Source organism: Herbiconiux sp. UC225_62, assembly GCF_042694625.1.
In the GTDB taxonomy this organism is placed as follows: Bacteria; Actinomycetota; Actinomycetes; order Actinomycetales; family Microbacteriaceae; genus Herbiconiux.
Window position 1 is genome coordinate 1,932,972 of record NZ_CP170551.1, and the last position, 24,715, is coordinate 1,957,686.

Consider the following 24,715-nt stretch of genomic DNA (forward strand, 5'->3'; position numbering starts at 1 on the left):
GACCTCCGGCGGTTGTCGTCGCTTTCGCGCCCTCGACTGCCGGCCGTGACCTTGTCGGCGGTGATCTTGTCGGCGGCGACCCCGCCGGCCGTGGCCTGCCGGGCGTCGCGGGCGGACCAGCTCGTCCTGTCGGCAACCACAAGCCGCCGGCCGGCGTCACCTGGTGACCCTCGAAGTCGGGAGGGCGTCACCGCGCCGCCACTCGGTATCGTGGAGGCGGGGCCGCGTTCTCGCGGCAGGTCGAACGGGCGGGGGGACGTCGTGGGGGTTGCCGGCGGGTGGATCGCGGTCGTGTTCATGGCGGTCTCGCTCGCCGGGCTGATCGCCGTGCATCTGCTTCCGACGGGAATCGCGCCGCTCCGTGACCCGGTGAGTCAGTACCATCTGACACGCTTCCGTCCTGTCATCCTGGTGGCCACGCTCAGTGCCGCCGTTTCCGGCGTGGGCGCGATCCTCGCGTTGACCGACCTGGTCGGTCCTTCGGCGGTCGTGTCCGACGTGCTGTTGGGCGTGTTCGTCGTGGCGCGAGCGCTCATCCCGTTCCTGCGGATGGATCCGCCCGGGTCGCGCGTCACCACTGTCGGACGCATCCACACGGTTCTGGCCTTCGCCGCCTTCGGTTCCGCGATCGCGGTGGCGTTCGTCGCCGGCGGATTCCTGCACGACGCCGGTTATCCCGAGGTCGCCACCTGGTCGTCGGTACTCGGCGGAGTGGGGGCGATCGGCGCCGTCGGTCTCCTCATCGGCGCGATCGTGCGACGGCAGAACCTCCTCGGACTGTTCGAACGTCTCATCTACGCCGGATTCATCCCGTGGTTCATCATGATCGGCGCGGTGGCGATCACCGTCGGTGCGTCGTGACGCCTACCTCCTTCGTCCACCTGACATCGTCACCCACCGAAAGGACCCTCCCGTGACCTCAGCCGCAACCACACAGCCTCCATTGGACGCCCCCTTCTACGGTGCGCCGCTCGGAGCCGCCGTCGCCCGCTTCTGGAAGAAGTACGCCACCTTCTCGGGGCGCGCCAGCCGCAGCGAGTACTGGTGGTGGTACCTGGTCGCCGCGGTGGTGAACTTGGTGTTCAACATCCTCGCGTTCACGCTCGGCGGCTACGGCTACCAGCTCGACGGCACCTACAACACACCCAGCGCGGGGGCGACGGTCGTGTACGTGTTGTGGGGGATCTGGGCCCTGGCGACGATCATCCCGGGGCTCGCCCTCCTGGCCCGCCGTCTGCACGACACCGACCGCAGCGCCGGCTGGATCTTCATCGCGCTGGTCCCGTTCGTGGGCGGCATCATCCTCCTCGTCTTCACCCTCCTGGGTCCCGATCCCGCGGGCGCCCGCTTCGATCGTCACTGAGGCCGCCGCCGTCCGGGCTGCCGCTCGGGCGCCTCAGGCGTCACACGTCAGTCGATCCAGATGACGATGCCGGTCTGGTCGTGCAGCACCGCGGCCGTGCCCGCCCGCACCGCAGCCGCGCACCGCTCCGGGGTGAACGTCGCGGGATCGTAGTGCGACGAGGCGCCGAGTCCTTCGCCGCGGAACGCTGCGCCGGTCCAGTCGACGGCGGTGACGTTCTCGGTGGGCTCGGCGAGTTCCGCCCCGATGACGAGGAACTGCTGATCGAGGTGACTCGGCGTCACGGCGGCCAGCGGGTCGACGAGGTCGTTCCCCGCGCTGATGATGAGATCGGGATGCATCTGCATGGCTTCGACGATGGAGTCGATGGGATTCGCCCCCGCCTCGACCTCCCGCAGGTCGACCTTCTCCGCGTCGGCCCACGAGCGCACCGCCCCGGTCATGGCGGCCTCGGGGTCGTCGTCACCCTTCCGGAGCAGAACGACCCGCAATCCGCCTGAGGGATGCACGTCGTCCCACGAGCCCTCCTCGGGGTCGATGGTCGCCTCGGGGCTGGGTGGATCGGTCGGCAGGAATCCGTCTCCCAGCGCGCCGACGGCGGTCGGCATGGCATGCGGCTGACTCCAGTCGTCGGCCGAACATCCGGTCAGGAACGCGGCGAGCAGAAGCGTGACCGTGACAGACGCGATGGTCTTCGGGTGCAGGCGCAACGGGTATTCCTCCGATGGCGGACGGGACCGGACGGTGGCGTACCGCGGGAACAGCAGCGGATCGCCGCATCCCAGCCTGGCGCACGCTCGGTGGGCCTCTCCCACCGAGCGTCGAGTGTTCGCGCGACGTTCCCCTTCGGTCGGCAATCCGTTCACCACCTGAGGTCAGCCTGAACGTCGCGGATCGGCAGAAGGGCACCCATGAGCAAGCGCGCGAGCAGATGGCTGCTCCTCCCGGCGGCGGTTCTGACCGGCCTCGCCGCCCTCCTCGGCGCACCGGCCGCGGCATCCGCCCACGGCTTCTCGTCGGTGGTGCTGATCGATCTCGGCACCGACGACGCCGGAGACCTCCAGGCCGAACTGCGGCTCGAGTACGACCTGCTCGTGGTCTCGGCCGCGGACGCCGAAGAGGACGACCCCCTGTTCCGCGCCGGAACCGACGCCTTCGACGCCGGCGATCCCGAGGCCGAGGTCGTGGCCCTGGAAGACCACCTCGACTCCGTGCTCGCGTACGTCGACGAGCGGTTCACGGTGGCGACACCGTCCGGACAGGTGTGCCACACCGAGGTGGCCGAGCCGATCAGCATGACCGAGGAGGAGGGTGCTCCCTACGCGGTGCTCACGCTCGATCTCAGCTGCGCGCAGGACGGCGACGGTCACGTCATCCGCTCGGACCTGTTCCCCGACTCCGAGCAGTACGTCACCGGCACGAAGACGATCGTCTCCTACGACATCGACGGCCGCACGGGCAGCGCCTCGCTCGACGCCGCGCAACCCTCGTTCTCGACCGAGCAGAGCTTCTTCGAGCGGTTCTGGGAGTTCTTCCATCTCGGGGCCGAGCACCTGCTGACCGGCATCGACCACATCCTCTTCCTCCTGGCACTCATCGCCGGATCGCGTCGGTTGCGCGAGGTCGTGCTGGCCGCCACCGCGTTCACGATCGCGCACTCGGTCACCTTCATCCTGGCGGCCACGGGAGTGGTCACGGTGCCGGCCGCGATCATCGAACCGATCATCGCCATCTCGATCTCGATCGTGGCCGCCTGGTACCTCTGGCGGCTGTGGCGCCGAGGTGCCGCCGCCACCGAGCTCGACTCGACCAGCGGACCCCTGGGCCTGGACCGCGCCGGCTGGCTGAGGCTGCTCGTGGTCTTCGCCTTCGGCTTGGTGCACGGGCTCGGTTTCGCGAGCGCGCTGGGCATCGACCAGCCGTGGTCGTGGACGCTGCTCTGGTCGCTGCTGGTCTTCAACGTGGGCATCGAGGTGGTGCAGCTGACGATCATCGCCATCGTGTTCCCGTTGCTCGTACTGCTGCGTCGGCGCGCGCCGAAGCTCGGCCTCTGGGCCACCGGAGCACTGGCCGTCTCGGTGACCGTGGCCGGTCTGATCTGGTTCGTGCAGCGCATTCTCGGGATCGGCTAGAAAGTTGCTGCACATGAAGCAAACTCATAAAGCTGAGAATTCGCCGAGAACCATTCCCGGGTCGGCAACGCGTACGGCAGGCGACGTTCACGTCGAATTCTCCTCCCGGGCGAATCATGTGAAACGCCCACGCCCCGTGGGACATCTTGATCACGAGAACGGATGAGAATGTCAACTCTCACTGCATCTGCACGACCCCGGCGCGCGGCCACCCGCGCGACCGCGTGGCTTGCGGCAGCTGCGCTCTGCACCTCGGCCCTGGTGGGCGCCTTCGCGGCCACCCCGGCACACGCCGCCGATCCGGTCAACCTGACCGGCATCATCCTCGGCGTCGGCGCAGACGAATCACAGCGCATCGTCACCTGGTACTCCTCGGCCGACACGACGCAGGTCGTGCAGGTCGCACCGACGGCGTCGGTCTCGAACGGCGCATTCCCCGCCGACGCGAAGACCTTCTCGGCTCTCGGCGCAGCCAACATCGCGTCCAGCGGCGGCTTCAACCGTCACGCCACCATCACCGATCTGGCCGAGAACACCGCGTACTCCTACCGCGTGGGCTCGGTGGACGGCTGGTCGCAGGCGTACACCTTCACCACCCGGACCTTCGACGGCGACTACGACTTCCTGTTCTACGGCGACCCGCAGATCGGTTCGTCGGGCGACCTCTCGAAGGACCAGGCCGGGTGGACCGACACGCTCGACGTGTCGCTGGCCGCCAACCCGAACGCCGAGCTCCTCGTGTCGGGCGGCGACCAGGTCGAGACCGCCAACACCGAGACCCAGTGGGATGCCTTCCTCGCCCCCGACAAGCTGCGCCAGTACCCCTGGGCCGCCACGATCGGAAACCACGACGTGGGCGGCAAGGCGTACGAGCAGCACCTGTTCACGCCGAACACCGACCGTTCGGCCGCCTACTACTCCAACGGCCAGCCGACCTCGAACACCTCCGGTGGCGACTACTGGTACATCTACAAGGACGTGCTGTTCATCGACCTCAACAGCAACAGTTACAAGACCTCGCAGGGCGGGGGCGGAGACGACGCCCACGTCGGCTATGTCACCGACGTCGTGAACCAGCACGGCGCTGAGGCCAAGTACACCGTGCTCGTGTACCACCACTCGATCTACTCGCCGGCCTCGCACGCGAAGGACGGCGACAACAAGCAGCGCAAGATCGACTTCCCCACCGTGTTCTCGAACCTCGGTGTCGACCTGGTGCTCCAGGGCCACGACCACAGCTACTCGCGCAGCTACGAGATCAAGAACGGCGCCAAGGCGAACCCGGATGAGCAGCCCGGCCAGAACGAGGTCTTCCCCGGCCCCGGCGGAGTCATCTACGTCACCGCGAACTCGGCCTCCGGCTCGAAGTACTACGACATCACCGCCCCCGACGACAGCGGAACCTCGGGAGCCGGGAACGGTGCCGACCCGCTGAACCCGCAGAGCTACTGGTACAACTCGGTGCAGAACCAGGAGCACGTGCGCAGCTACGTGAAGGTGCAGGTGCAGAAGGACCAGCTCGTGGTCGAGAACATCCGCAGCGGCACGTGCGACGCTCCGAACGCGGCGGTCGAGCTCGGCAACGTGCCGTGGTGCGGGCCGGACAGCGGCGCCACCCCGGCCCAGCCGGTCGGCTCCGTGGTCGACGCCGTCACCATCCACCAGAACCACGGTGACAACCAGGAGATCGCGGTGACCGTGCCCACGGCCGCCCCCGGTGAGTTCGGCTGGAAGATCGACGGCCGCAACTCGCTCGTCGACCTCGGGACCGCCGTGGACCACGACGGTGACTACTTCGAGGCGAACGGTCAGATCAACCCCATCGTCGTCACCGACACCCGTCAGTCGCTCGCCCCGTGGTCGATCTCGGCCTCGGTCGGCGACTTCCGCGACGGCACGAACACCTTCTCCGGCAAGTACCTCGGCTGGACCCCGAAGGTGATCGAGCAGGGTGCGGGCGCCACCGCCGGCGCCGCGATCCCGTCGGGCTACGACAGCGGACAGGGCCTGTCGGTCTCCCGCGGCCTGTCGTTCGCCGACGAGGGTCACGAACGCGGCACCGCGAAGGTGGGTGCCGACCTGGAGCTGAAGATCCCCGGTCTGGTCGACTCGGGCAGCTACCGCGCCACCCTCACCCTCACTGCGCTGAGCAGCTAGGCGTGACCCACGTGCCGGATGGTGCGGAGGCTCCCCGCCCCGCGCCATCCGGCACGCCCCGTTCCACCCCCACAACCCACTCGACGAGGATTCCATGACCGTGTCCCTGGCCCGTTCCACCCGTGCCGCTCTCACCCTGGCCGCCACCGCAGCCCTCGCACTGGGCGCGGTGCTCCTGCCGGCGACGACGGCTCACGCGGCCGACGGCGACGCCGACTGGGCGGTTCGCACCGCGACGTCCGACCAGGGCACCGACCGCACGAGCTACACCTTCGCGCTCGATCCGGGCGCATCCGTCGACGACACGCTCGTCGTCGTGAACCACGGCACCACCCCCCTCGACCTCGGCGTCTACGCTGCCGATGGCTACACCACCGACAGCGGCCAGTTCGACGTGGTGGTGGGCGGGGCCGAGTCGACCGCCGTCGGCGCCTGGGTGCACACCGCGAATCCGACGGTGCACCTCGAGCCCGGCGCGACCGCCGACCTGCCGTTCTCCCTGACCGTTCCGCAGAACGCCACCCCGGGTGACTACGCGGGCGCCATCGTCACCTCGCTCACCCAGCCCGACGACGCGCAGGGTATCAACGTCGATCGGCGCCTCGGTATCAAGATCTCCCTCCGCGTCGGCGGAGATCTCGCTCCGGCGCTCGCCATCGAGAACATGCACGTCGACTACGACGGCGGGTGGCTGCCGTTCGCGGCGGGCGATGCCGTGATCGGCTACACCCTGCACAACACCGGCAACGCCGTCATCACGGCGCAGCAGGCCGCCGCGGTCACCGGTCCGTTCGGCTGGTTCCCGAGCGATGCGGGCGAGGTGGAGGCCCCGCCGCAGCTGCTGCCAGGCGAGTCGTGGGCGGTGAGCGTCCCGGTGACCGACGTGCCGCCGGTGTTCCTGCTGACCGCGACCGCGACGGTCGGACCGGTCGTACTCGACGCATCCGGGTCGACGACCAGTCTCGACCCCGTGACGGCGACCGCGAACGGCTGGGCCGTGCCGTGGACGCTGGTCATCCTCGTGCTCGTGCTGGCCGCGCTCATCGTGCTCGCCGTGATCCTGCGCCGCCGCGGTCGTGCCGCCCGTATGGCCCGTGAAGACGCACGGGTGCAGGAGGCGGTGGAGCAAGCACTCGCCGCGTCGAAGAGCGCTCCCGAGGTGACCCACTCGGCCTGACGCCCGCTCGGTGCTTTGCGTGGCCTCCGCTACGCGCCGCCTCGAGCGGACAGGAGCTGGCGCATGTAGTCGATCTCGCCCGTCTGAGTGAACACGATCCCGTTCGCGAGGTCTGTCACGAGCGGGTTCGTGGTGCGATCGAGGGCCGCCTCCGCCATCTCCACGCCGCCCTGGTGGTGGGCGATCATGAGCTGCAGGAAGAGGCGTTCGGCGTCGACGCCGGTGAGCTGAGAGAGTCGCGCGAGGTCGTCGGCCGAGGCCATGCCGGGCATCGGATCGCCGGGGCTCATGCCGTCGGGGAGCGCATCCGTTCCGCCGGTCGCCGCGGCGCCGCCGTGATCGTGCTCGCTCGACCCGGCGCCCGAGAGCGTCGGAAGCGTCATCCACGTCATCGCCGGTTGCGAGGATGCCTGCGGCAGGCCCCAGGCGTTCAGCCAGGCGTACATCTGCCCCGACTGCTGCGCCTGCGTGGTGGCGATGTCGTACGCGAGCTGCCGGATCTCGGGGTCGTCGGTCTGCTCCCGGATGATCATCGCCATCTGCACGGCCTGATCATGGTGCTGCTGCATGTCACGGGCGAAGCCGGCCTCGACGCTCGTGTCGCCCGGCGCATCCGGGCGCGGCGCAGTCAGCCAGCCCGCCGCGAAGGCGACGAGGGCGATGACGACGGCGGCCAGCACCGCAGCGATCGCGAGGCGGCCGCGGGATCGTGGGGTCGGGGCGGATGCCGCGGGCCCCACGTTGCCGACCGCTTCCGCGGATCCGGCCGCGGCGTCGAACTCGCCGGACGTCACGCGACCTTGCCGGGGGCGTCGAGGCCCCCGGTGCACGGAGCACCCGGTTCGGGCGCGTCGGCCGACTTCCAGAACTTCGTCACGAAGTCCTTCAGGCGCGGGTCGTCGACACCGTCGAGGAAGACCTGGTTGCCCCAGGCGGACGCCACCACGGGCGAGCTCAGCCCGTCGAAGGGCGAGAGGACGGCATAGGTGTCGGGCAGCTGGGAGCGCAGGGTCTCGACGCCGGCGGCATCGACCTTGGTCGGGTCGTAGGTCACCCAGATGGCGCCGTGCTCGAGGTCGTGGACCGCGTTCTCGTTGGGCACCGGCTCGGAGTAGACGCCGCAGTTGAGCCAGACGCCGTTGTGGTCGCCGCCGGCCGGCGGGGTCTGGGGGTAGTCGACCGTGCCGTCGACGTGATTCGCGGTGAGACCCGGGTAGGTCTGCAGGCCCTCGATCGAGATCGCCGCCGGATCGGCCTTCGGGGTGTTGCTCGTGACCACGAAGGTGACCAGCAGGGCGATCGCCGCGACACCGGCCACGCCGCCGATGATCCAGCCGATCAGGCGGTTACGTCGCTGCCGCTTCTGCTGGGCGACCATCGCCGCCACCTTCTCGGCGCGGCGGGCATCCCGCTCCTGCTTGACCGTGAGTTTCTTGGCCTGTTCCTTCGCCTTCGGCGGAACGGAGTTCGACGGACGCGGGGGATCGGAACGGGGAGGCACGGCTCTCATTTCGATGGCGGCGAGCAGGGGAGTTGACGCTACAACTATCTCCAGGATGCCTGGAAGATCCATGTATGCGCAACGAGGCCCGCCATAGCCGAACCGGCATACGTCCCGTGTGAGGATCGGGGGATGTTCAAGACGGTCGCCCGAGCGGTGGTTCGCCCCGTGTCGAAGCTCGTCTACCGGCCCACGATCACCGGGACGGAGAACGTCCCTCGGGAAGGCCCGGTGCTCTTCGCGAGCAACCACCTGAGCTTCATCGACAGCGTGGTGATCACGGTCGTCGCGCCGCGTGACGTCCGCTTCCTCGCCAAGGCCGAGTACTTCACCGGCTCCGGCGCCCGCGGTGCGCTCTCGAAGGCGTTCTTCGAGTCGATCGGCGCCATCCCCGTCGACCGCGAGAGCAACACCGCGGCTCAGGACTCGCTCGAGCGCGGCCGCGAGGTGCTCGAGCAGGCCGGAGCATTCGCGATCTACCCGGAAGGCACCCGCTCCCGCGACGGCCGCCTCTACAAGGGCCGCACGGGTGTCGCCTGGCTGGGGTTGACCACGCGCTGCCCGATCGTGCCGGTGGCCCTGACGGGAACCCCGGAGCTGCTCCCGGTCGGATCGAGGATTCCGCGCATCCGGCCCGTCACCGTCCAGTTCGGGGAGCCCATCGACGCATCCACTTATGGCGAAGCATCCTCGGCGAGGGCCCGTCGACGACTCACCGACGACGTGATGGCCGCCATCGGCGCGATGTCGCGCCAAGAACTCGCGGGCGCCTACAACGAACCCCCGCCGGCGAACGTGGTCGAGCGGATGCGCCGGGCCCTGCACCGCAACGACCCGAGCTGACCCTCCGACTTTTTGCCCCCTCCGGCCCTATCCCGGCCGATTTGGGGCTTTTAGGGGCAAGAAGTCGGGGACGGGGCGGGGGAGGGGTTACCAGGTCACGCGGGCGGCGGGGCCGGGGACGAAGGCGACCTCGTCGGGGCCGAGGGTCTCACCCGAGGGGGTCACGAAAGCGAGCGACACCGGCTCCCGGTCGTGCGAGTCGACGATGCGGGACGTCGCGCCGCCGGAGTAGGGGTTGAACTCGTCGCCCCACTGCACCAGCGCGCCGATCACCAGCGCGAGCCCACGGCCGCTTTCGGTGAGGTGGTAGCTCGAACGCTCGCGCGATCCGGGTTCGCGATAGGCCCGCTTCTCGAGCACTCCCGCCTCCACGAGCTTCGCGAGCCGGGTCGTGAGGATGTCGCTGGGCGCCCCGAGGGAATCCCGGAACTCCGAGAACCTCGTGTTGCCGCGGAACGCGTCGCGCACGATCAGCAGCGACCACTTCTCGCCGACGATGTCGAGCGCGCGCACGATCTGGCAGCGGGCTTCGGAGTCGGAGCCGGCTTGCGCATCCTTCAGCTGTCCCATGCGCCCCAGGGTACGTCGAAAACTTCTAAATTGGAAATTCCAACTGAGAGGGCGTACTGTGGCGCGCATGACGAAAAAGTGGAGCCTGTCGCGGCGCGGAACATTCTGGTCGGCCTCGGCCGTGCTCGCCCTCTGTCTCTGGGCCAGCGGCGCACCGAGCGTGCTCTACCCGGTGTACGCAGCCGAGTGGCACCTGCCCGCCGTGGTCACCACCTCGGTCTTCGGCACCTACCCGCTCGCGCTCCTGATCGTGCTGCTCTTCTTCGGCGGGCTCTCCGACAGCATCGGTCGTCGTCGCGCCATGCTGCTCGGCATCGGGCTGATCGCCGTGGCCGCACTGGCCTTCGCCTTCGCGCCGAACGTGGGCTGGCTCTACCTCGGGCGGGTGCTGCAGGGCGTGGGTACCGGTTTCGCCCTCGGCGCCGCGAGTGCCGCCCTGGTCGAGAACAACACCTCCTCGAACCCGCGCATCGCCAGCACTCTCACCACTGCCTCGACGGCGACCGGGCTGACGCTCGTCCTGCTCGTGTCGGGCGTGCTCGCGCAGTATGCGCCGTTGCCCTTGTTCCTGAGCTTCGCCGTGCTCTTCGTGCTCGCCGGCGTGGCCTTCCTCGCTGTCTGGCTGACGCCCTCCGACACCGAGGGTCTCGGCCGCCCGACCTGGCGGCCGAAGCCCCTGAGACTGCCCCGCGGCATCCTGCTCGCGTTCATCGCAGCGACCACCTCGGTGTCGCTGGCCTACAGCGTGGGCGCGATCTTCCTCTCGCTCGGCTCCCAGATGGCGCGCGACTTCACCGGAACGACGAACCTCCTGGTGGTGGGCGCGCTGCTCGGCATCTCCTCGATCGCGATCGGCGTCACCGCGCTCCTCCTCGGTAGGGTGCCGGCGCACATCACGATCATCGTGGGCGGGGTGGTCTCGCTCGCGGGCCTGGGCCTCATGGCGGGAGCCGCGGCATCCGGATCGATCGCCCTCTTCCTGGCCTGGTGCGTGGTGGGCGGCGTCGGCTACTCCTTCGCGTTCACCGGAGGTCTCGGCCTCGTGAACCGCGCCGCGCCCGCTCACCACCGCGGCGCGACGCTCTCGATGCTCTACCTGTTCTCCTACCTGCTGCAGGCGATCACGGCGATCGGGGCGGGTGCTCTCGCCACGGCGCTCGGACTCGGGCCGGCGGTCGACCTGCTGGCGCCCCTGGTGGCCGTGCTGGCACTGGGGGCGGTCACCCTCTCCGCAGTGGACCTCGCGGTGGGTCGGCGTCGCGGATCCGCATTGTCGGCCTCGGCAGTGCAAACGTCCGCCTGACTGTGGGATGTCCACAGTGCGACTTCGCACGTCTTCGGACTCTTTTGTAGGCGGCGAACGGCGGATTGTCGCCGATCCCGGCCCGCGTTCTAGCGTAGGAATCGGCTCGGCGTGCCCCGGTGGGGCGTGCCACGACGATGAGGACGACAATGACGCACACGGTCGACACCACGAACTCCCCTTCCGCTCGCCGTGAGGACGATGCGGTGCAGGCCGACGCGATCGAGAGCGAGCTCGACGCCTCCGCCCGGATCCCGAAGCGCTCGGGCCGCGCGTCGACGAGCGACGTGGTGGTGGCCCGCACCGACGTGGAGTGGCTCGGCCGTTACCTGCTCGGCACCTGGGCCGACGTGCGCCTCGGCGCCCGGGAGCTGAGCGCTCGCCCCGACCTGCAGCGCATCGACGGCCAGACGCTCGACGAGCACCGCGCCCGCGTCTCGGGCCAGCTGAAGCTGCTCGTGGAGCACGGGCAGGTGCATCGCGCCTTCCCCGAGTCGGTCGGCGGCGCCGACGACCACGGCGGCAACATCGCCGGCTTCGAGGAGCTGGTGCTCGCCGATCCGTCGCTGCAGATCAAGTCGGGCGTGCAGTGGGGCCTGTTCGGTGCCGCGGTGCTCCACCTCGGCACCGAGTACCACCACAAGGCCTTCCTGCCCGCCATCATGAGCCTCGAGGTGCCCGGTGCCTTCGCGATGACCGAGACCGGACACGGGTCGGATGTCGCGGCCATCGGCACCACGGCCACCTACGACGAGGCCACCGGCGAGTTCGTGCTGCACACGCCGTTCCGCGGAGCGTGGAAGGACTACCTCGGCAACGCCGCCGTCGACGGCCTCGCCGCCGTGGTGTTCGCGCAGCTCGTGACCAAGAACGTGAACCACGGCGTGCACGCCTTCTACGTGCCGATCCGGGATGCGGCGACCGGCGAATTCCTGCCCGGGGTCGGCGGAGAGGACGACGGCCTGAAGGGCGGGCTGAACGGCATCGACAACGGCCGCCTGCACTTCGACCAGGTGCGCGTACCCCGCCTGAACCTGCTGAACCGCTACGGCGACGTGGCCGAGGACGGCACCTACTCGAGCTCCATCGAGAGCCCCGGGCGCCGCTTCTTCACCATGCTCGGCACCCTGGTGCAGGGGCGCGTGTCGCTCGACGGGGCATCGGTGGCCGCGGCGAAGGTGGCACTCACCATCGCCATCACCTACGGCAACGAGCGCCGCCAGTTCACCGCCGGCAGTGACACCGACGAGGAGGTGCTGCTCGACTACCAGCTGCACCAGAAGCGGCTCATCCCGAAGCTCGCCACGACCTACGCCGCGAGCTTCGCGCACGAGCAGCTGCTCACGAAGTTCGACGAGGTGTTCTCCGGTCGCGCCGACACCGACGACGACCGGCAGGACCTCGAGACCCTGGCCGCCGCGCTCAAGCCGCTCAGCACCTGGCACGCGCTCGAGACCCTGCAGGAGGCGCGCGAGGCCTGCGGGGGCGCCGGCTTCCTGGCCGAGAACCGCCTCGTCGGCCTGCGCGCCGATCTCGACATCTACGCCACCTTCGAGGGTGACAACCACGTGCTGCTGCAGCTGGTGGCCAAGCGCCTGCTCTCGGACTACTCGCGCCGCTTCGCGAAGGCCGACTTCGGCGTGCTCGCCCGCTATGTGGTGGAGCAGGCGGCCGACAAGACGGTGAACGGATCGGGGCTCCGCTCGCTCGCGCAGACCGTGGCCGACTTCGGGTCGACCGCGCGCTCCGTCGGTCAGCTGCGCGAGGCATCCGCTCAGCGCCAGCTGCTCACCGACCGCGTCGAGACGATGGTGGGGGAGGTGGCGGCGAAGCTCCGGCCGGCGTCGAAGCTGTCGCAGAAGGCGGCCGCCGACCTGTTCAACCTGCACCAGACCGAGATCATCGAGGCCGCCCGCGCTCACGCCGAACTCCTGCAGTGGGAGGCGTTCACCGAGGCGCTCGAGGGGTCGACCGGCCTCACCTCGGGCATGGACGACGGAACCCGCGTGGTGCTCACCTGGCTCCGCGACCTCTTCGGGCTCGGACTGGTGGAGAAGCACCTCGCCTGGTACCTGATGAACGGACGACTCTCGCCGAAGCGGGCGCAGGCGGTGGGGCTCTACACCGAGCGGCTGTCGGCGCGCATCCGGCCGCACGCGCAAGACCTGGTGCGGGCGTTCGGCTACGGCCCGGAGCACGTGCGGGCCTCGATCGCCACCGGCGCCGAGAAGGCGCGACAGACCGAGGCGCGCGACTACTACCGCGCGGCCCGCGCTGCCGGCACCCTCCCCGCCCCGGAGAAGAAGCCCGCCCGCTCCCGCTGATCCGTCCGTTCCCCACGACGCGGGAGGGCGCGAAAAGTGAGTAGTGACTGCTCAGGCGCGCGGGTGGCCGCGCTGCGAGAGTGGGTCTACGAACTGAGGAGGAGCCGATGACGGCGTACGACGAGATCGGTGGTCACCCCGCCATGAAGCTGGCTGTCGTGGTGTTCTACAACCGCGTGGTGGCCGATCCCCTGCTCGCGCCCTATTTCGCCGGCATCTCCCTCGAACGGCTCCGCGCTCACCAGGTGGCCTTCCTCTCCGGGGTGCTCGGGGGTCCGCAGGCGTTCGCCGGGCGCGACCTGCCGGCTGCCCACGTCGCGTTCGCGATCACCGACGGGGCCTTCGACCGCATGGTCGAGCATCTCGAGTTCGCACTCGTCGACGTCGGCGCTCCCGCGACGGCGACCGCCGAGGTGCTCGCCACGGTCGGCGGCCTGCGGCACGCTATCGTGCAGCCTTCGCCGATCCCGGAGCCGGCGCCGGCGCCGACGTCGAACCGCTCGGGGCAATGAGATCGCGGCGACCACCGATGCCGAGCTTGCCGTAGCTCGACTGGAGGTGGTTGTCGACCGTTCGGATCGAGAGGAACAAGCGCGTCGCGATCTCCTGGCTGGTGAGTCCGAGGCGCGCCAGGTCGACGACCTCGCGCTCGCGGCGGGTCAAGACGTCGGGAACGGAATCCCGGATGCCGCTGTCGTCAGCTCCTGGGCACAGGGCCATCAGTTCGAGCGCACGGTCGTGCAGAGCCGCCGCTTCGTGGGCGCGGCCGCCGTCGCGCGCGGCACGTCCGGCTGACGCGAAGGCCTCGGCGGCCGATGACGTCGCGCCGAGCTCCAGCCAGCGCTCGCCGGCCTCGACGAATCCGCTGGTACTGGGCTCGGCGATGGCCCGGGCATGGGCGGCCCGGGCGTCGAACAGCGGACTGTCACCGGAGGCCGCGAGCTCGGCGATCCGGTCGGCGATCAATCGCAGGGTGGCGGTGAGCGCCGTCGCGGGGAGGGCGCCGCTCGCCCGCGAACCGATCCGGGCGGCGTGGAACAGCAGGGTGGTCGCCAGATAGATCGCTCCGGAAGCGACATGATGTTCGGCGTCGGCACGCAGCCGCTCGATCGCTGCGGCCGGTTGCCCGCGCAGCGCGGTCAGTTGCGCCTCGGCCAGCCGCACATGGAAGTTGCCCTCGGGGGCGTCGAGGTGGAGGGAGCGCAGCACGGCCTCCGCGGCATCCGGTTCGCCGGCGGCGATGTGAGCGAGGGCGAGTGTGCCGAGTGCCACCCGGTGCAGGTTCCTCGGGCCCTTGACGCTGGCGCCCGCGATCGCGTCGCCGAGCCAGCGCGACGCCGACGAGACCTGGCCGATCTGCAGCAGCACGTGCCCGAGGAGCAGTTCGGCGTAGCGGGTGGAGACCTCGTCGTCGAACTGCACCGACTCCGAGAGCGCCTCCAGCGCCCGCCGCCGGGCGACGTCGAGCGATCCGCCCACGAGCGAGGCCGAGGCGGCGGTGAACAACGCGAAGGCCCGGTCGCGCGCGATCGCCTCGCCGCTGAGAAGCCGTTCGACCTCCTGCTGCGACTCCGACCATCGCCCAGCACCGGCCAGGGGCATCGCCGCCGCCATGGCCGCCATCTCCCGGAGTTCGGCGGGCAGGCCCGGCGCGTGGAGCAGCGGCTCGATCGCGGCCAGCGCCTCGCCCGTGCGTTCGACCGTGAACAGCATCATGGAGCGCGTGATCGCGATGACGGCGGAGTATCCGGGGAAGCGTTCGTCGGCCTCGGAGAGCAGCTCGAGGGCGTCCACGATCCCGCCGGGCTGATCGTGGCGGATGAGGGCGAGAGTGCTCGCGATGCGCACCGAGAGCAACTCGGAGGCGGGGGCGCTCCGGTCGCGGGCCGACCCGTCCTCTGCGGCGGATCGCGCTCCCTCCGCGTCTCCGATGCGCCGGAGGGCGTCGGCGAGGATCAAGTGGGGCAGACCGTCCGGGGCGCCGGCATCGATGGCGGCCCGGGAGAGCTTCGCGGCGAGCGCGTGGTCGTGGGTCAGCTGCGCGAGGCGGGCACCCGTGAGCAGGAGATCCGGCGACGTCGGCTGACCGGCATCCAAACGCCATACCGCCACGCGGAAGGCGTCGTCGGTGGTGGGATCGGACTCGGCGGCGATGTCGGCCTGCTCGATCAGGATGTCTTCGACCCGCAGCATCGACAGAGTGCTCCGGACGACGCCCACATAGTGCGGCTGCGCGAGCTCGGCGACCATCCGCCCACCGGATTCGCGCACCGAGACCAGACCCGCGCGCTCGAGTTCGGTGACGCTGGCCCGAGCGCCAGGGGTGCGGAGCTCTCGGACGGGGAGGGGCTGGCAGACGGCCAGGCGTTCGATCACGTCGCGCTGGTCCGGAGTGAGCGAACGCAGCCGGCGCGCGATCACCTCCCCGAGGGCGGGCGTGCCCACGGGCTCTCCGATGAGCTGCCAGACCCCTGACTCGACCACGAGGGTGCCGGCGCGCACGGCTCCCGTGCAGAGCTCGCGCAGGAAGAGCGGGTTGCCTCCGGCGGCGCGGTGGAGCTCCTCGGCCGTCCGCCGCGCGACCGAGCCGTCGAGCGCCCGGGCGAGCAGCGCTTCGCTCGCCTCGCTGTCGAGCGGGGGGACGTCGATGCGCACGGCCGCACTCTCGCTCCACAGGGCGAGCAGAGCGTCCGGAATGGGGGCGCCATCGCCGATCGTGGCGACCAGCTTGACCACTCGGGAGTGCACGAGCTGGGTGAGCAGGGCGATGGAGAGTTCGTCGAAGGCCTGCAAGTCGTCGACGACGACCAGGATGCGTCCCGTGCCGCCGAGCGAGCGGATGCGCGCGGTGACGGCCGTGAGCAGGCTCAGCGGGTCGGCTGCGAGCGTCGCCAGGTCGACCGCCGGCACGGCATCCGCAGTCCCCGACGACGCGAACAGAGGTGAGAGGCCGCCGAGCGGGAGGGAGGTGACACTGGTCCGCCCGGAGAGACGAAGAACCGACCAGGCGGTGGCGCTCAGCCGGGCCGAGCTCTCGGCCGCCAAGCGCGATTTGCCGATACCGGTGGGACCGACCAGCACCACGGCGAGCGCCGGCGTGGCCTCGATCGCCGAGGTTACGCGGTCGAGCAGTGCGTCGCGGCCTTCGAACGCCCACTCGCGCTCCGCGAGGGGCCCTGGCTCCGTCGTGCCGGTCGTCATGGCGATGGATCTCCCCCGGGCTGGTGCGCTGACGTCGTCGGCCCCCACCGGCGATGTTTTCCGAGCATAGCGAACGGAGAACGCCGGATGAGCAATCCCGCCCAACGAAGTAGGTAGCCACTACTCAGGACTCTGCTCCGGGCGGTGGGCAGAGTATCCGAGGCGCACAGGTGCGCCCATCCACTTCTGTTGTCCTGACGAAAAGAGCTGACCATGTTCCAGATTCCCCGTGCGGTGCGCCGCCGCGATCTCCGATCCTCGGGGAGGGCCGGTCGGATGCCGGTGCTCGCCACGATCACGGTGGCCGGCCTGGTGGCGCTGAGCGCCCAAGGCGCTGCGGTCGCTTCGGCCGAGGAGATGGGCGATGCGGCATCCGCCCCGTCGTCGGTCTCGTCTTCCGCCGAACCGCAGGCGGCCGATGCGCAGGCGGCTGATGCGATCGAGGTCACCAGGCCCGGGAGCGCCGAGGAGGCATCCGCTCCCCCCGCCGATTCGCCCGTGGAGGCGGCACCGGCGACCGAGGCGCCGAGCGACGTGCCCGTCGATCCCACGCAGGCCACCGAGGCGCCGGGCCCGTCGGATGCGAGCGGACCCGTTCCCGCCGAGGCGGTCGACCCGACCCAGGCCACCGAGGCGCCCGGTCCGTCTGACGCGACCGGGCCCGAGGCTTCCGGCGCCGGTGCGGCCGATCCCGCTCAGGCGATCGAGGCGCCAGGTGCGTCCGACGCGCCTGGAACCGGGATTCCTACGCAGTCCGCCGATCCGACGCAGGCCACCGCAGCGCCGAGCCCGGCCGGGCCCGGCGTCGGCGAGCTCGGCGACCCGGTCGCCCTCGCCAACACCCCGCCGGTCGGTGTCGCCGACCACTACACCACCGCGGTCGACACGGTGCTGACGATCGCCGCTCCTGGCGTCGTCGGCAACGACTACGACGCCGAGGGTGACTTCCTCCGCACGACGCAGGGCTACACGGGCACCACTCAAGGCGGGCACGTCGCCACCCTCTGGGATCGCTCCGTGATCTACACGCCGGCCGCCGGCTTCGTCGGCGTCGACACCTGGAGCTACTGGGTCTATGACGACACATCGATGTCGGCGACGTCCGTTCCGGTGACCTTCACCGTGGTCGACACGACGGATGTCGCCCCGGTCGCCCACGACGACAGCTACTCGACTCCGGCGGGCACCAGCCTCGTGGTCTCAGGCGCCGGGGTGCTCGGAAACGACACCGACGGTGACGGCAACGCGGTCGCGGTCGTCTCGGAACTGGCGGGAGCCGGTGCGATCAGCAGTGCGAACGGCGGCACCGTCGACTGGATGTCCACCGGTGGCTTCACGTACATCCCGGCCCCCGGATTCGTCGGCTACGACACCGTGACCTACTGGATCACCGACGGCGTGCTCGAGAGTGGTCTCGCCACCGTGACGATCAAGGTCGGCGATTGGGCGAACCTCCCGCCGGTGGCCGTCGACGACCACTACGCCACGCCCGTGAACCGCGTGCTCACCGTGGATGCCGCGCACGGTCTGCTCGCGAACGACTCCGACGCGAGCGACCCGATCAGCGTGGTGGTGCCGTTCATGCTCGAGACCGGCCGTGCCTCGGTGTACCTGCACAGTGACGGCAGCTTCAGCTATGCCTCGCACTACTACGACACGCTCGGGCCCGACACCTTCACGTACCAGGTGACCGACGGCAGCTACAACCTGCCGGTCACCGCGACGGTGACGATCGACGTCGGAGCCTTCGCGAACGCGCAGCCGATCGCGATCGACGATCACTACACCACGCCGAAGAACACCGGAATGGGAGTGGGCGCGGCGGCGGGCCTGCTCGCGAACGACAGCGACCCCGATCAGGATGCGTTCTCCATCGAGTTCGCCGTGCCCGACATGGCCACTGAGGCAGGCGGAATCGTGAACGTGGGTCTCGACGGCTCGTTCAGCTACACCCCGCCGGCCGATTTCGTCGGGGTCGACGGATTCTCCTACAACATCGGCGACGTGTTCGACGGGCACGGGCTCGCGGTCGCCTGGATCACGGTCACCGACCCCGACGCCACGGGCAACTCGATGCCCGTCGCGACCGACGACCACTACTCCACGACGCCCGACACGACCCTCGTGGTCTCTGCGGCGAACGGGATGCTGATCAACGACTTCGATACCGACGGCGACCCGCTCAGCTCGATCATCCCCGCCGTCCCGTACGGCACCGCCAGTGTGCACGGAGGAACGGTCGCGGGCACGGACGACGGCGGGTTCACCTACACTCCGCCGGCGGGCTTCGTGGGTGAGGACGAGTTCGTCTACGAGGTGATGGACCAGTCCGCCGAGAGCTTCGACGTGGGCACGGTGCGCATCACGGTCGCCGCAGCGGTTCCGCTCGTGACGGGCGAGCCGGGTGCGGGTGGCGTCGCCGGTCAGGGCGACCCGGATGCCGGCGCATCCGACGATGCCGACGTGGCGTCCGCGGGCACCGGCCCCACCGCCGCGACGGACACCTCCAGCGAGCTCGCGCTCACTGGCGCGGCGCCCGACGGCGCGCTGGCACTGTCCCTCCTGTTGTTGCTCACAGGCGCCGTCGGCATCGTGATCGCCGCGATGGCTCACCGCCGCAGTCGCCGATCCTGACACCACGTCGACCCACCCAGACCCGCGACCGAGAGGACACCACGATGTTCGGCAAGATGAAGACCTGGCAGAAGGCGACCGGCACCGTGCTGGCCCGCACCATCGCGGGCACCGACAGCGACGGAGCGATGATCACCTACGACTACGCGGTCGAGGTGCACCCGGTCGACGGAGCCGCCTTCCGGGCGATGCTCAAGGATCCGCGGATGCTCACCGACTTCCTGCAGCCCATCGTCGGGAAGACCATCGGGGTCGAGTTCGACGCCGCTTCGGGCAAGGCGCGGTTCGACAAGAGCGATCCGCAACTCAGCTTCAAGGCGTTCGAGCGAGCGCAGCAGGACGCGGTTCGCCGGGCGCTCGACCCCCGACAGGACTCATAGCGCCGAGGCGATGGTACCCAGGTATGAGGGGAGTACCTGGCAGGACGGCACCGGCGGGGGATGGGCCCGCCGGTGCCGATCCGTAGCGTGTGGAATGCGCAGAGAGCGCAGCAGACACGAAAGCGGGAGATCCATGATCGAGGCCACATCCTTGACCAAACGCTACGGAGCGAAGACGGCGGTCGACTCGATCGACTTCGCCGTGCGACCCGGTCAGGTGACCGGGTTCCTCGGCCCGAACGGCGCCGGCAAGTCCACCACGATGCGCATGATCGTGGGGCTCGACCGCCCGAGCGCCGGTCGGGTGCTGGTGAACGGCAAGCCGTACGCCGAGCACAAGGCGCCCCTGCGCGAGGTGGGTGCCCTGCTCGAGGCGAAGGCCGTGCACACCGGGCGGAGCGCACGCAACCACCTCCGCTCGATCGCGGCGACCCACGGCATCCCGCGCCGCCGCGTCGACGAGGTCATCGATCTCACCGGCCTCCACTCGGTGGCCGGCAAGCGCGTGGGCGGCTTCTCGCTCGGCATGGGGCAGCGCCTCGGCCTCGCGGCGGCGCTGCTCGGCGACCCGGCCACGCTCATCCTCGACGAGCCGGTGAACGGGCTCGACCCTGAGGGCGTGCTCTGGGTGCGCGGATTCGTGCGGCAATTCGCCGCGCAGGGCCGCACCGTGCTGCTCTCCAGCCACCTGATGAGCGAGATGGCGCTCACGGCCGACCACATCATCGTGCTCGGAAAGGGCCGCGTGATCGCCAATGCGACGGTGGCCGAGATCGTCGGATCGACGCAGACCTTCGTGCGGGTGCGCAGTCCCCGCATCGATGAGGTGGCCCGCCGCCTTACGCAGCCCGACGTCACCGTGACGAGCGTCGACGCCGACGTCATCGAGGTGCGCGGCCTGCCCGCCGACGTGATCGGCGACGCGGCCCTTTCGGTCGGCGTCGCGTTGCACGAACTCACCACCGTGCAGGGGTCGCTCGAAGACGCCTACATGAACCTCACCCGCGACGAAGTGGAGTACCGCACCACGGTCACCCCCGACGCCGCCCTCGCCGAAGGGATCGCCCGATGAGCACCGTCACCACCACCGTTCCCGCCGTCCGTGCTTCGCACCAGCTGGTTCCGGATGCCCGGTTGCGCTTCACCGGCGTGCTGCGTTCCGAGTGGATCAAGCTCACCACTCTCCGCTCCACGCTCTGGGCTTACGCCATCCTCGTGCTCGTTCAGGTGGGCATGGGGGTCGTCTTCGTGCTCGCCAGTGACGGATTCGCCAGCGCCCCGGGCGCGGCGAACCAGGCGGCCGTGCTGCCGTCCACCCTCGGGATCATGCTCGGGCAGCTCGTCATCTCGGTGCTCGGCGTGCTCGTGATCAGCGGAGAATACGGGACGGGGCAGATCCGCTCGAGTCTCACGGCGGTGCCGAAGCGGCTGCCGGTGCTCTGGGCGAAGGCGCTCGTGTTCGGGGTGACGAGCTTCGCGGTGGGCCTCGTGGCCGTGTTCGCCGCGTACGCCGTGACCTGGCCGATGCTGGATGCGCGCGGCGTGACATCCGACATCACCGACCCCGCGCTGTGGGGTTCGCTGGTGGGCGGAGCCGGGTACCTGGCCCTGATCGGGCTCCTCGCCTACTTCCTCGGCGCGGTGCTGCGGCACACCGCCGGCGGGATCGCGGCGGCGCTCGGGCTGCTGCTCGTGGTGCCGACCGTGCTCTCGTTCATCCAGGCCGACTGGGTCACGGTGATCGGGCAGTGGCTGCCGGGCGTCGTCGGTCAGTCGCTCTTCTTCGGCAGCGAGATCTTCGAGCCGTGGCAGGCCGTGCTGGTTATGCTCGGGTGGATCGCGGTCGTCGCGATCCCCGCAGCGATTCTGCTCAAACGGAGGGACGCCTGACAGTGGCGACACCCGGCCCCGTCGGGGGCTACGGCATCACGACCTCGGCGCCGGCGGCTCACCCGTCCGGCGCCGAGGACTTGCGGCTGCCCAAACCGCCGGGGTTCATCCGCTCCTACTTCAACCGGCACCCGTGGCTGCTCGACGGGCTGATCGCCGGGAGCTACGCGGTTCCCTCGGGCGTGGTGGCGCTGCTCGTGTTCGTCTCGTCGCTGTTCGGGGCCACCCCGTTCGACTTCCAGAACGAAGGATGGCGCAGCACCCCGTTCTTCGGCGTGGCTCTGCTCTACACGGCCACCGCCGTGACCGTGGCTCTGCTCTTCCGGCGTTATGTCCCGGTCATCACGGCCGCCATCTGCGCCGCGTCGTTGCTGATCTCGGGGGCGACCTCGCAGCAGCTCGACGTCGTTCCGATGATGTTCGCGCTCTACGCGCTCGCCGTCTACCGCTCAACGCGGTCAGCGTGGGTGTGGACGGCGATCGCCGCAGGCACCGGCATCGTCTCCACGGTTCTCTACGACCCCTTCGACCTCGCCGGGATCATCGGCTACGGCCTGCTCTCGGCGATGGCCCTGGTGATCGCCACACTCGTGGGCATCACCTTCGGCAACCGGCGACGCTACATCCAGGCTCTTCTCGATCGGGCGCAGCAACTCGCCCGGGAGCGCGACCAGCAAGCCAGGCTCTCCGCCGCCGCCGAGCGTGCGCGCATCGCCCGCGAGATGCACGACATCGTGGCGCACAGCCTCACCGTGATCGTGGCGCTGTCGGATGGCGCGGAGGCGAGTGTCGAGCGATCGCCCGCCACGGCGCGGGAGGCGATGCGGCAGTCGGCGGTCACCGCGCGGCGGGCGCTCACCGACATGCGGCTCTCGCTCGGAGTTCTGACGGAGCCAGATGAAGGGGAGTCGGAAGGCGCGGGCGGCGATGGTGGCGCTAGTGCCGGCGTCCGTGCGGCAGCGGGTACGGGTGCGTCGGTCGCGCTCGCCGGCTCCGGAGCCGGCGCGTCCGCGTCCGCTGCGTCGGCACCCGCGCCGCTCATGCCGCAGCCGGGCCTGGACGACCTGCCCGAGATGATCGCGTCGTACCGCGCGGCCGGGCTTCCGGTGCGGGTGACGGCGACGGGTACGCCGCCGCTCGATCCGCTCGTGCAGCTCACGGTGTTCCGGGTCGTGCAAGAGGCGCTGACCAACGCACTCCGCTACGCGGTGCAGGCGACCGCGGTCGACGTGGTGCTCCACTACGGGCCCGGCGACATCACGGTCGAGGTCTCCGACGACGGGGTCGATCCCGGTCGTGGTGCCGCGTCGGTCGGCTCGAGTCGTGGCCTCATCGGTCTGCGCGAGCGCGTGGCGGTCTACGGCGGATCCGTGTCCGCGGGCCCCGCCGGAACCCGGGGCTGGCGCGTGCGCGCCACCCTCGCCCCTCCGAACACGACTCCCGCCCCCGCGGCGCCTCTGCCCGCGCCGTCGTACCCGGACATCTCAGAAGGAGAGACTTTATGACCGACGCCGCCCCGCGCATCCGGTTGCTGCTCGTCGACGACCAGCAGCTCATTCGGATGGGCATGCGTATGGTGCTCGAAGCCCAGCCCGATTTCGAGGTGGTGGGCGAGGCCGGCGACGGGCGGGAGGCCGTCGCCGCCGTCGAGAGTCTCCGGCCGGAGGTCGTGCTGATGGACGTGCGGATGCCGGGCATGGACGGCATCGAGGCCACGCGCGCGATCGTGGCGGTGCATCCGGAGAGCCGCATCATCATCCTCACCACCTTCGACCTCGACGAGTATGCGTTTGCGGGGCTCAATGCCGGTGCGAGCGGGTTCCTGCTGAAAGACGCGCAACCGGTCGAGCTCGCCACCGCCATCCGCGCCGTGGCGAGCGGCGATGCGGCTGTGTCCCCGCGGGTGACGCGCAAGCTGCTCGAGCTCTTCGGCCCGCAACTGCCGGCCGCCGCGGGCGGAACGGTGGGAGCGACGGATGCGCGACCCGGCGCGTCCGGGAACGCGGGCTCCGCCGACCCCGCGGCGTCGGCGGCATCCGCTCGCCTGGCCACCCTCACGGAGCGCGAGCGCGAGGTGCTCGTCGCCATGGCCGAGGGCCTCACCAACTCCGAGATCGCTGCCCGCTTCTACCTCTCGGAGTCGACCGTGAAGACGCACGTCGGCCGCGTACTCATGAAGCTCGAACTCCGTGATCGCGTGCAGGCGGTGATCTTCGCCTACTCCGTGGGCTTGGTCTGACGCTCCGCCCGCCGGCGGCCCAGCCGCAATCAGGTCTCGTAAAGTCCGCAGATCAGCGCTGAGACGCACAGACCGCTGAGACGACTTCGCGAGACATCCTGTGACGCTGCGATTCGGGGAGGGGAGTTGCCGAACCTAGCGGCTCGGGGTGTCTCGGGAATCTTTAGGTTTTCGAGACCCGACTGCATGTTGCGGGTGCACGCGCTGGTGGAGGGGTGGGGGATTCGCGGTAGAAGACGTCGACCCCGTCGATGCGGGTCCAGTGCTCCGCCAGCGCGGACGCCGGCCGCCTGGGCATGCGTCGTGCGACGGGTTTGGTGGGCATCAGAAGCTGCCGATGCCTTTGCCGATCATCACGACACCGATCACGAGCAGCAGGATGGCCATGACGGTCGCGTTGTTGTGGACGAGCCACTTCCGGAGCGCTTCGAGGGGACCGGCCAGCCTCGACGACGCCGCGAGGTAGGCAATGACCGGAACGGCGACGGTGGATGCGGCTAGGACCGTGAAGATGACAATCGCGACGACGTCGCCACCAACGGTGAGAGTGGCGCCGCCGATGGCGAGTCCTGCGGCGACGCCCATCAGCAGGTTCTTCGGGTTCAGCGCGGAGAGCACGAAGCCGAGGAGGAGGGCGCGCACGGCGGTCATCGAGTCGATCGCGGTCATCCATTTGGGCAGTGCCGGTTCGGTGTCTCCGTGGGGGCGGGAGCGCCACTGCTTCACGGCGAGCAGGAGCAGCAGTGCGCCGAGGATGATCTTGATGACTCCGGCGACGGGTTTCGATCCGTCGGAGTCGCTGTCGGGGAGGATCGAGGACAGCAGGGTGAAGACGACGACGGCGATGACGATGCCGACGACCCAGCCGGCCAGGAAGCCCAGACTGGTCGTGCGGGCTCGGGGTGAGAGCAGCATCAGTATCGCGGCGATGATCGGGATGGGGCTGATGGCGATGCCCAACCCGAGCGGCAGGATCTCTCCGATGACCGGTCCCATGGCGG

General features: G+C 70.0%; 21 protein-coding genes. 15 read left to right on the plus strand and 6 right to left on the minus strand.

What is annotated here, in order from left to right:
• Positions 1–261 precede the first annotated feature (261 nt).
• On the plus strand, positions 262–861 hold the full coding sequence (locus tag ACFJGU_RS09315) for a DUF998 domain-containing protein (RefSeq protein ID WP_382309701.1): 600 nt from the start codon (positions 262–264) through the stop codon (positions 859–861).
• A 52-nt stretch (positions 862–913) separates the two neighbouring features.
• Entirely contained in the window at positions 914–1,363 is a 450-nt protein-coding gene (locus ACFJGU_RS09320) for a DUF805 domain-containing protein (protein ID WP_382309703.1), read from the plus strand.
• 47 nt (positions 1,364–1,410) lie between these two features.
• On the opposite strand, the gene ACFJGU_RS09325 is transcribed toward ACFJGU_RS09320, so the two are convergent.
• A complete protein-coding gene (locus ACFJGU_RS09325; protein ID WP_382309705.1) occupies positions 1,411–2,073 on the minus strand; it encodes a hypothetical protein in 663 nt (220 codons plus the stop codon).
• A gap of 201 nt (positions 2,074–2,274) precedes the next feature.
• Here ACFJGU_RS09325 and ACFJGU_RS09330 point away from each other — a divergent pair, with 201 nt between their 5' ends.
• The 3 genes from ACFJGU_RS09330 to ACFJGU_RS09340 all read left to right on the plus strand — a co-directional run bounded on the left by ACFJGU_RS09330 (position 2,275) and on the right by ACFJGU_RS09340 (position 6,829).
• Positions 2,275–3,495 (plus strand): HupE/UreJ family protein, encoded by a 1,221-nt coding sequence (locus ACFJGU_RS09330; RefSeq protein WP_382309707.1) that lies wholly within the window; start codon positions 2,275–2,277, stop codon positions 3,493–3,495.
• 168 nt (positions 3,496–3,663) lie between these two features.
• Positions 3,664–5,652 carry a fibronectin type III domain-containing protein gene (locus tag ACFJGU_RS09335; RefSeq protein ID WP_382309709.1) on the plus strand — a complete coding sequence of 663 codons (1,989 nt, stop codon included), beginning with the start codon at positions 3,664–3,666 and terminating at the stop codon, positions 5,650–5,652.
• Positions 5,653–5,746: 94 nt separating this feature from the next.
• On the plus strand, positions 5,747–6,829 hold the full coding sequence (locus ACFJGU_RS09340; protein WP_382309711.1) for a DUF916 domain-containing protein: 1,083 nt from the start codon (positions 5,747–5,749) through the stop codon (positions 6,827–6,829).
• Positions 6,830–6,858: 29 nt separating this feature from the next.
• Here ACFJGU_RS09340 and ACFJGU_RS09345 read toward each other — a convergent pair whose 3' ends face one another.
• Positions 6,859–7,623, minus strand: coding sequence for a DUF305 domain-containing protein (locus ACFJGU_RS09345; RefSeq protein WP_382309713.1), 765 nt, complete (start codon positions 7,621–7,623; stop codon positions 6,859–6,861).
• On the minus strand, positions 7,620–8,330 hold the full coding sequence (locus ACFJGU_RS09350; protein WP_382309715.1) for a DUF3105 domain-containing protein: 711 nt from the start codon (positions 8,328–8,330) through the stop codon (positions 7,620–7,622). Before ACFJGU_RS09350 ends, ACFJGU_RS09345 begins: the two co-directional genes overlap by 4 nt.
• A 132-nt stretch (positions 8,331–8,462) precedes the next feature.
• Here ACFJGU_RS09350 and ACFJGU_RS09355 point away from each other — a divergent pair, with 132 nt between their 5' ends.
• Positions 8,463–9,173, plus strand: coding sequence for a lysophospholipid acyltransferase family protein (locus ACFJGU_RS09355; RefSeq protein WP_382309717.1), 711 nt, complete (start codon positions 8,463–8,465; stop codon positions 9,171–9,173).
• An 87-nt stretch (positions 9,174–9,260) separates the two neighbouring features.
• Here ACFJGU_RS09355 and ACFJGU_RS09360 read toward each other — a convergent pair whose 3' ends face one another.
• Complete coding sequence (locus tag ACFJGU_RS09360) at positions 9,261–9,743, minus strand: winged helix-turn-helix transcriptional regulator (RefSeq protein ID WP_382309719.1); 483 nt, start codon at positions 9,741–9,743, stop codon at positions 9,261–9,263.
• Between the two features lie 67 nt (positions 9,744–9,810).
• On the opposite strand from ACFJGU_RS09360, the gene ACFJGU_RS09365 reads away from it, so the two are divergent.
• The 3 genes from ACFJGU_RS09365 (at position 9,811) to ACFJGU_RS09375 (ending at position 13,882) form a co-directional block, all read left to right on the plus strand.
• Entirely contained in the window at positions 9,811–11,046 is a 1,236-nt protein-coding gene (locus tag ACFJGU_RS09365) for an MFS transporter (protein ID WP_382309720.1), read from the plus strand.
• Between the two features lie 149 nt (positions 11,047–11,195).
• The gene (locus ACFJGU_RS09370; RefSeq protein WP_382309722.1) at positions 11,196–13,370 is read left to right on the plus strand and encodes an acyl-CoA dehydrogenase; all 2,175 of its coding nucleotides are present in this window, start codon (positions 11,196–11,198) and stop codon (positions 13,368–13,370) included.
• 107 nt (positions 13,371–13,477) lie between these two features.
• Positions 13,478–13,882: a group 1 truncated hemoglobin gene (locus ACFJGU_RS09375; RefSeq protein ID WP_382309723.1), complete on the plus strand. Its 405-nt coding sequence runs from the start codon at positions 13,478–13,480 to the stop codon at positions 13,880–13,882.
• On the opposite strand, the gene ACFJGU_RS09380 is transcribed toward ACFJGU_RS09375, so the two are convergent.
• Complete coding sequence (locus ACFJGU_RS09380) at positions 13,815–16,571, minus strand: AAA family ATPase (protein ID WP_382309725.1); 2,757 nt, start codon at positions 16,569–16,571, stop codon at positions 13,815–13,817. The two genes, ACFJGU_RS09375 and ACFJGU_RS09380, sit on opposite strands and share 68 nt — an antisense overlap.
• A 213-nt stretch (positions 16,572–16,784) precedes the next feature.
• Between ACFJGU_RS09380 and ACFJGU_RS09385 the strand changes: the two genes are divergently transcribed.
• From ACFJGU_RS09385 to ACFJGU_RS09410, 6 genes are all read left to right on the plus strand, one after another.
• The gene (locus ACFJGU_RS09385; protein WP_382309726.1) at positions 16,785–19,205 is read left to right on the plus strand and encodes an Ig-like domain-containing protein; all 2,421 of its coding nucleotides are present in this window, start codon (positions 16,785–16,787) and stop codon (positions 19,203–19,205) included.
• A gap of 44 nt (positions 19,206–19,249) precedes the next feature.
• On the plus strand, positions 19,250–19,585 hold the full coding sequence (locus tag ACFJGU_RS09390) for a hypothetical protein (protein WP_382309728.1): 336 nt from the start codon (positions 19,250–19,252) through the stop codon (positions 19,583–19,585).
• A gap of 133 nt (positions 19,586–19,718) precedes the next feature.
• Positions 19,719–20,657, plus strand: coding sequence for an ABC transporter ATP-binding protein (locus ACFJGU_RS09395; RefSeq protein ID WP_382309730.1), 939 nt, complete (start codon positions 19,719–19,721; stop codon positions 20,655–20,657).
• On the plus strand, positions 20,654–21,475 hold the full coding sequence (locus ACFJGU_RS09400) for an ABC transporter permease (protein WP_382309732.1): 822 nt from the start codon (positions 20,654–20,656) through the stop codon (positions 21,473–21,475). Before ACFJGU_RS09395 ends, ACFJGU_RS09400 begins: the two co-directional genes overlap by 4 nt.
• A 2-nt stretch (positions 21,476–21,477) precedes the next feature.
• On the plus strand, positions 21,478–22,980 hold the full coding sequence (locus ACFJGU_RS09405) for a sensor histidine kinase (protein WP_382309734.1): 1,503 nt from the start codon (positions 21,478–21,480) through the stop codon (positions 22,978–22,980).
• Complete coding sequence (locus ACFJGU_RS09410; RefSeq protein ID WP_382309736.1) at positions 22,977–23,714, plus strand: response regulator; 738 nt, start codon at positions 22,977–22,979, stop codon at positions 23,712–23,714. Before ACFJGU_RS09405 ends, ACFJGU_RS09410 begins: the two co-directional genes overlap by 4 nt.
• Before the next feature lie 324 nt (positions 23,715–24,038).
• Here the strand turns inward: ACFJGU_RS09410 and ACFJGU_RS09415 are convergent, their stop codons facing one another.
• Positions 24,039–24,710 carry a GAP family protein gene (locus ACFJGU_RS09415; RefSeq protein WP_382309738.1) on the minus strand — a complete coding sequence of 224 codons (672 nt, stop codon included), beginning with the start codon at positions 24,708–24,710 and terminating at the stop codon, positions 24,039–24,041.
• Between the last annotated feature and the right edge of the window lie 5 nt (positions 24,711–24,715).

What these genes read in the sequence shown, in the direction of transcription:
- ACFJGU_RS09410 (WP_382309736.1), top strand. Translation starts at nt 22,977, where the DNA reads ATGACCGACGCCGCCCCGCGCATCCGGTTGCTGCTCGTCGACGACCAG.
- ACFJGU_RS09380 (WP_382309725.1), bottom strand. Translation starts at nt 16,571, where the DNA reads ATGACGACCGGCACGACGGAGCCAGGGCCCCTCGCGGAGCGCGAGTGG.
- ACFJGU_RS09415 (WP_382309738.1), bottom strand. Translation starts at nt 24,710, where the DNA reads ATGGGACCGGTCATCGGAGAGATCCTGCCGCTCGGGTTGGGCATCGCC.
- ACFJGU_RS09340 (WP_382309711.1), top strand. Translation starts at nt 5,747, where the DNA reads ATGACCGTGTCCCTGGCCCGTTCCACCCGTGCCGCTCTCACCCTGGCC.
- ACFJGU_RS09360 (WP_382309719.1), bottom strand. Translation starts at nt 9,743, where the DNA reads ATGGGACAGCTGAAGGATGCGCAAGCCGGCTCCGACTCCGAAGCCCGC.
- ACFJGU_RS09365 (WP_382309720.1), top strand. Translation starts at nt 9,811, where the DNA reads ATGACGAAAAAGTGGAGCCTGTCGCGGCGCGGAACATTCTGGTCGGCC.
- ACFJGU_RS09400 (WP_382309732.1), top strand. Translation starts at nt 20,654, where the DNA reads ATGAGCACCGTCACCACCACCGTTCCCGCCGTCCGTGCTTCGCACCAG.
- ACFJGU_RS09375 (WP_382309723.1), top strand. Translation starts at nt 13,478, where the DNA reads ATGACGGCGTACGACGAGATCGGTGGTCACCCCGCCATGAAGCTGGCT.
- ACFJGU_RS09335 (WP_382309709.1), top strand. Translation starts at nt 3,664, where the DNA reads ATGTCAACTCTCACTGCATCTGCACGACCCCGGCGCGCGGCCACCCGC.
- ACFJGU_RS09390 (WP_382309728.1), top strand. Translation starts at nt 19,250, where the DNA reads ATGTTCGGCAAGATGAAGACCTGGCAGAAGGCGACCGGCACCGTGCTG.
- ACFJGU_RS09355 (WP_382309717.1), top strand. Translation starts at nt 8,463, where the DNA reads ATGTTCAAGACGGTCGCCCGAGCGGTGGTTCGCCCCGTGTCGAAGCTC.
- ACFJGU_RS09370 (WP_382309722.1), top strand. Translation starts at nt 11,196, where the DNA reads ATGACGCACACGGTCGACACCACGAACTCCCCTTCCGCTCGCCGTGAG.
- ACFJGU_RS09395 (WP_382309730.1), top strand. Translation starts at nt 19,719, where the DNA reads ATGATCGAGGCCACATCCTTGACCAAACGCTACGGAGCGAAGACGGCG.
- ACFJGU_RS09385 (WP_382309726.1), top strand. Translation starts at nt 16,785, where the DNA reads ATGTTCCAGATTCCCCGTGCGGTGCGCCGCCGCGATCTCCGATCCTCG.
- ACFJGU_RS09330 (WP_382309707.1), top strand. Translation starts at nt 2,275, where the DNA reads ATGAGCAAGCGCGCGAGCAGATGGCTGCTCCTCCCGGCGGCGGTTCTG.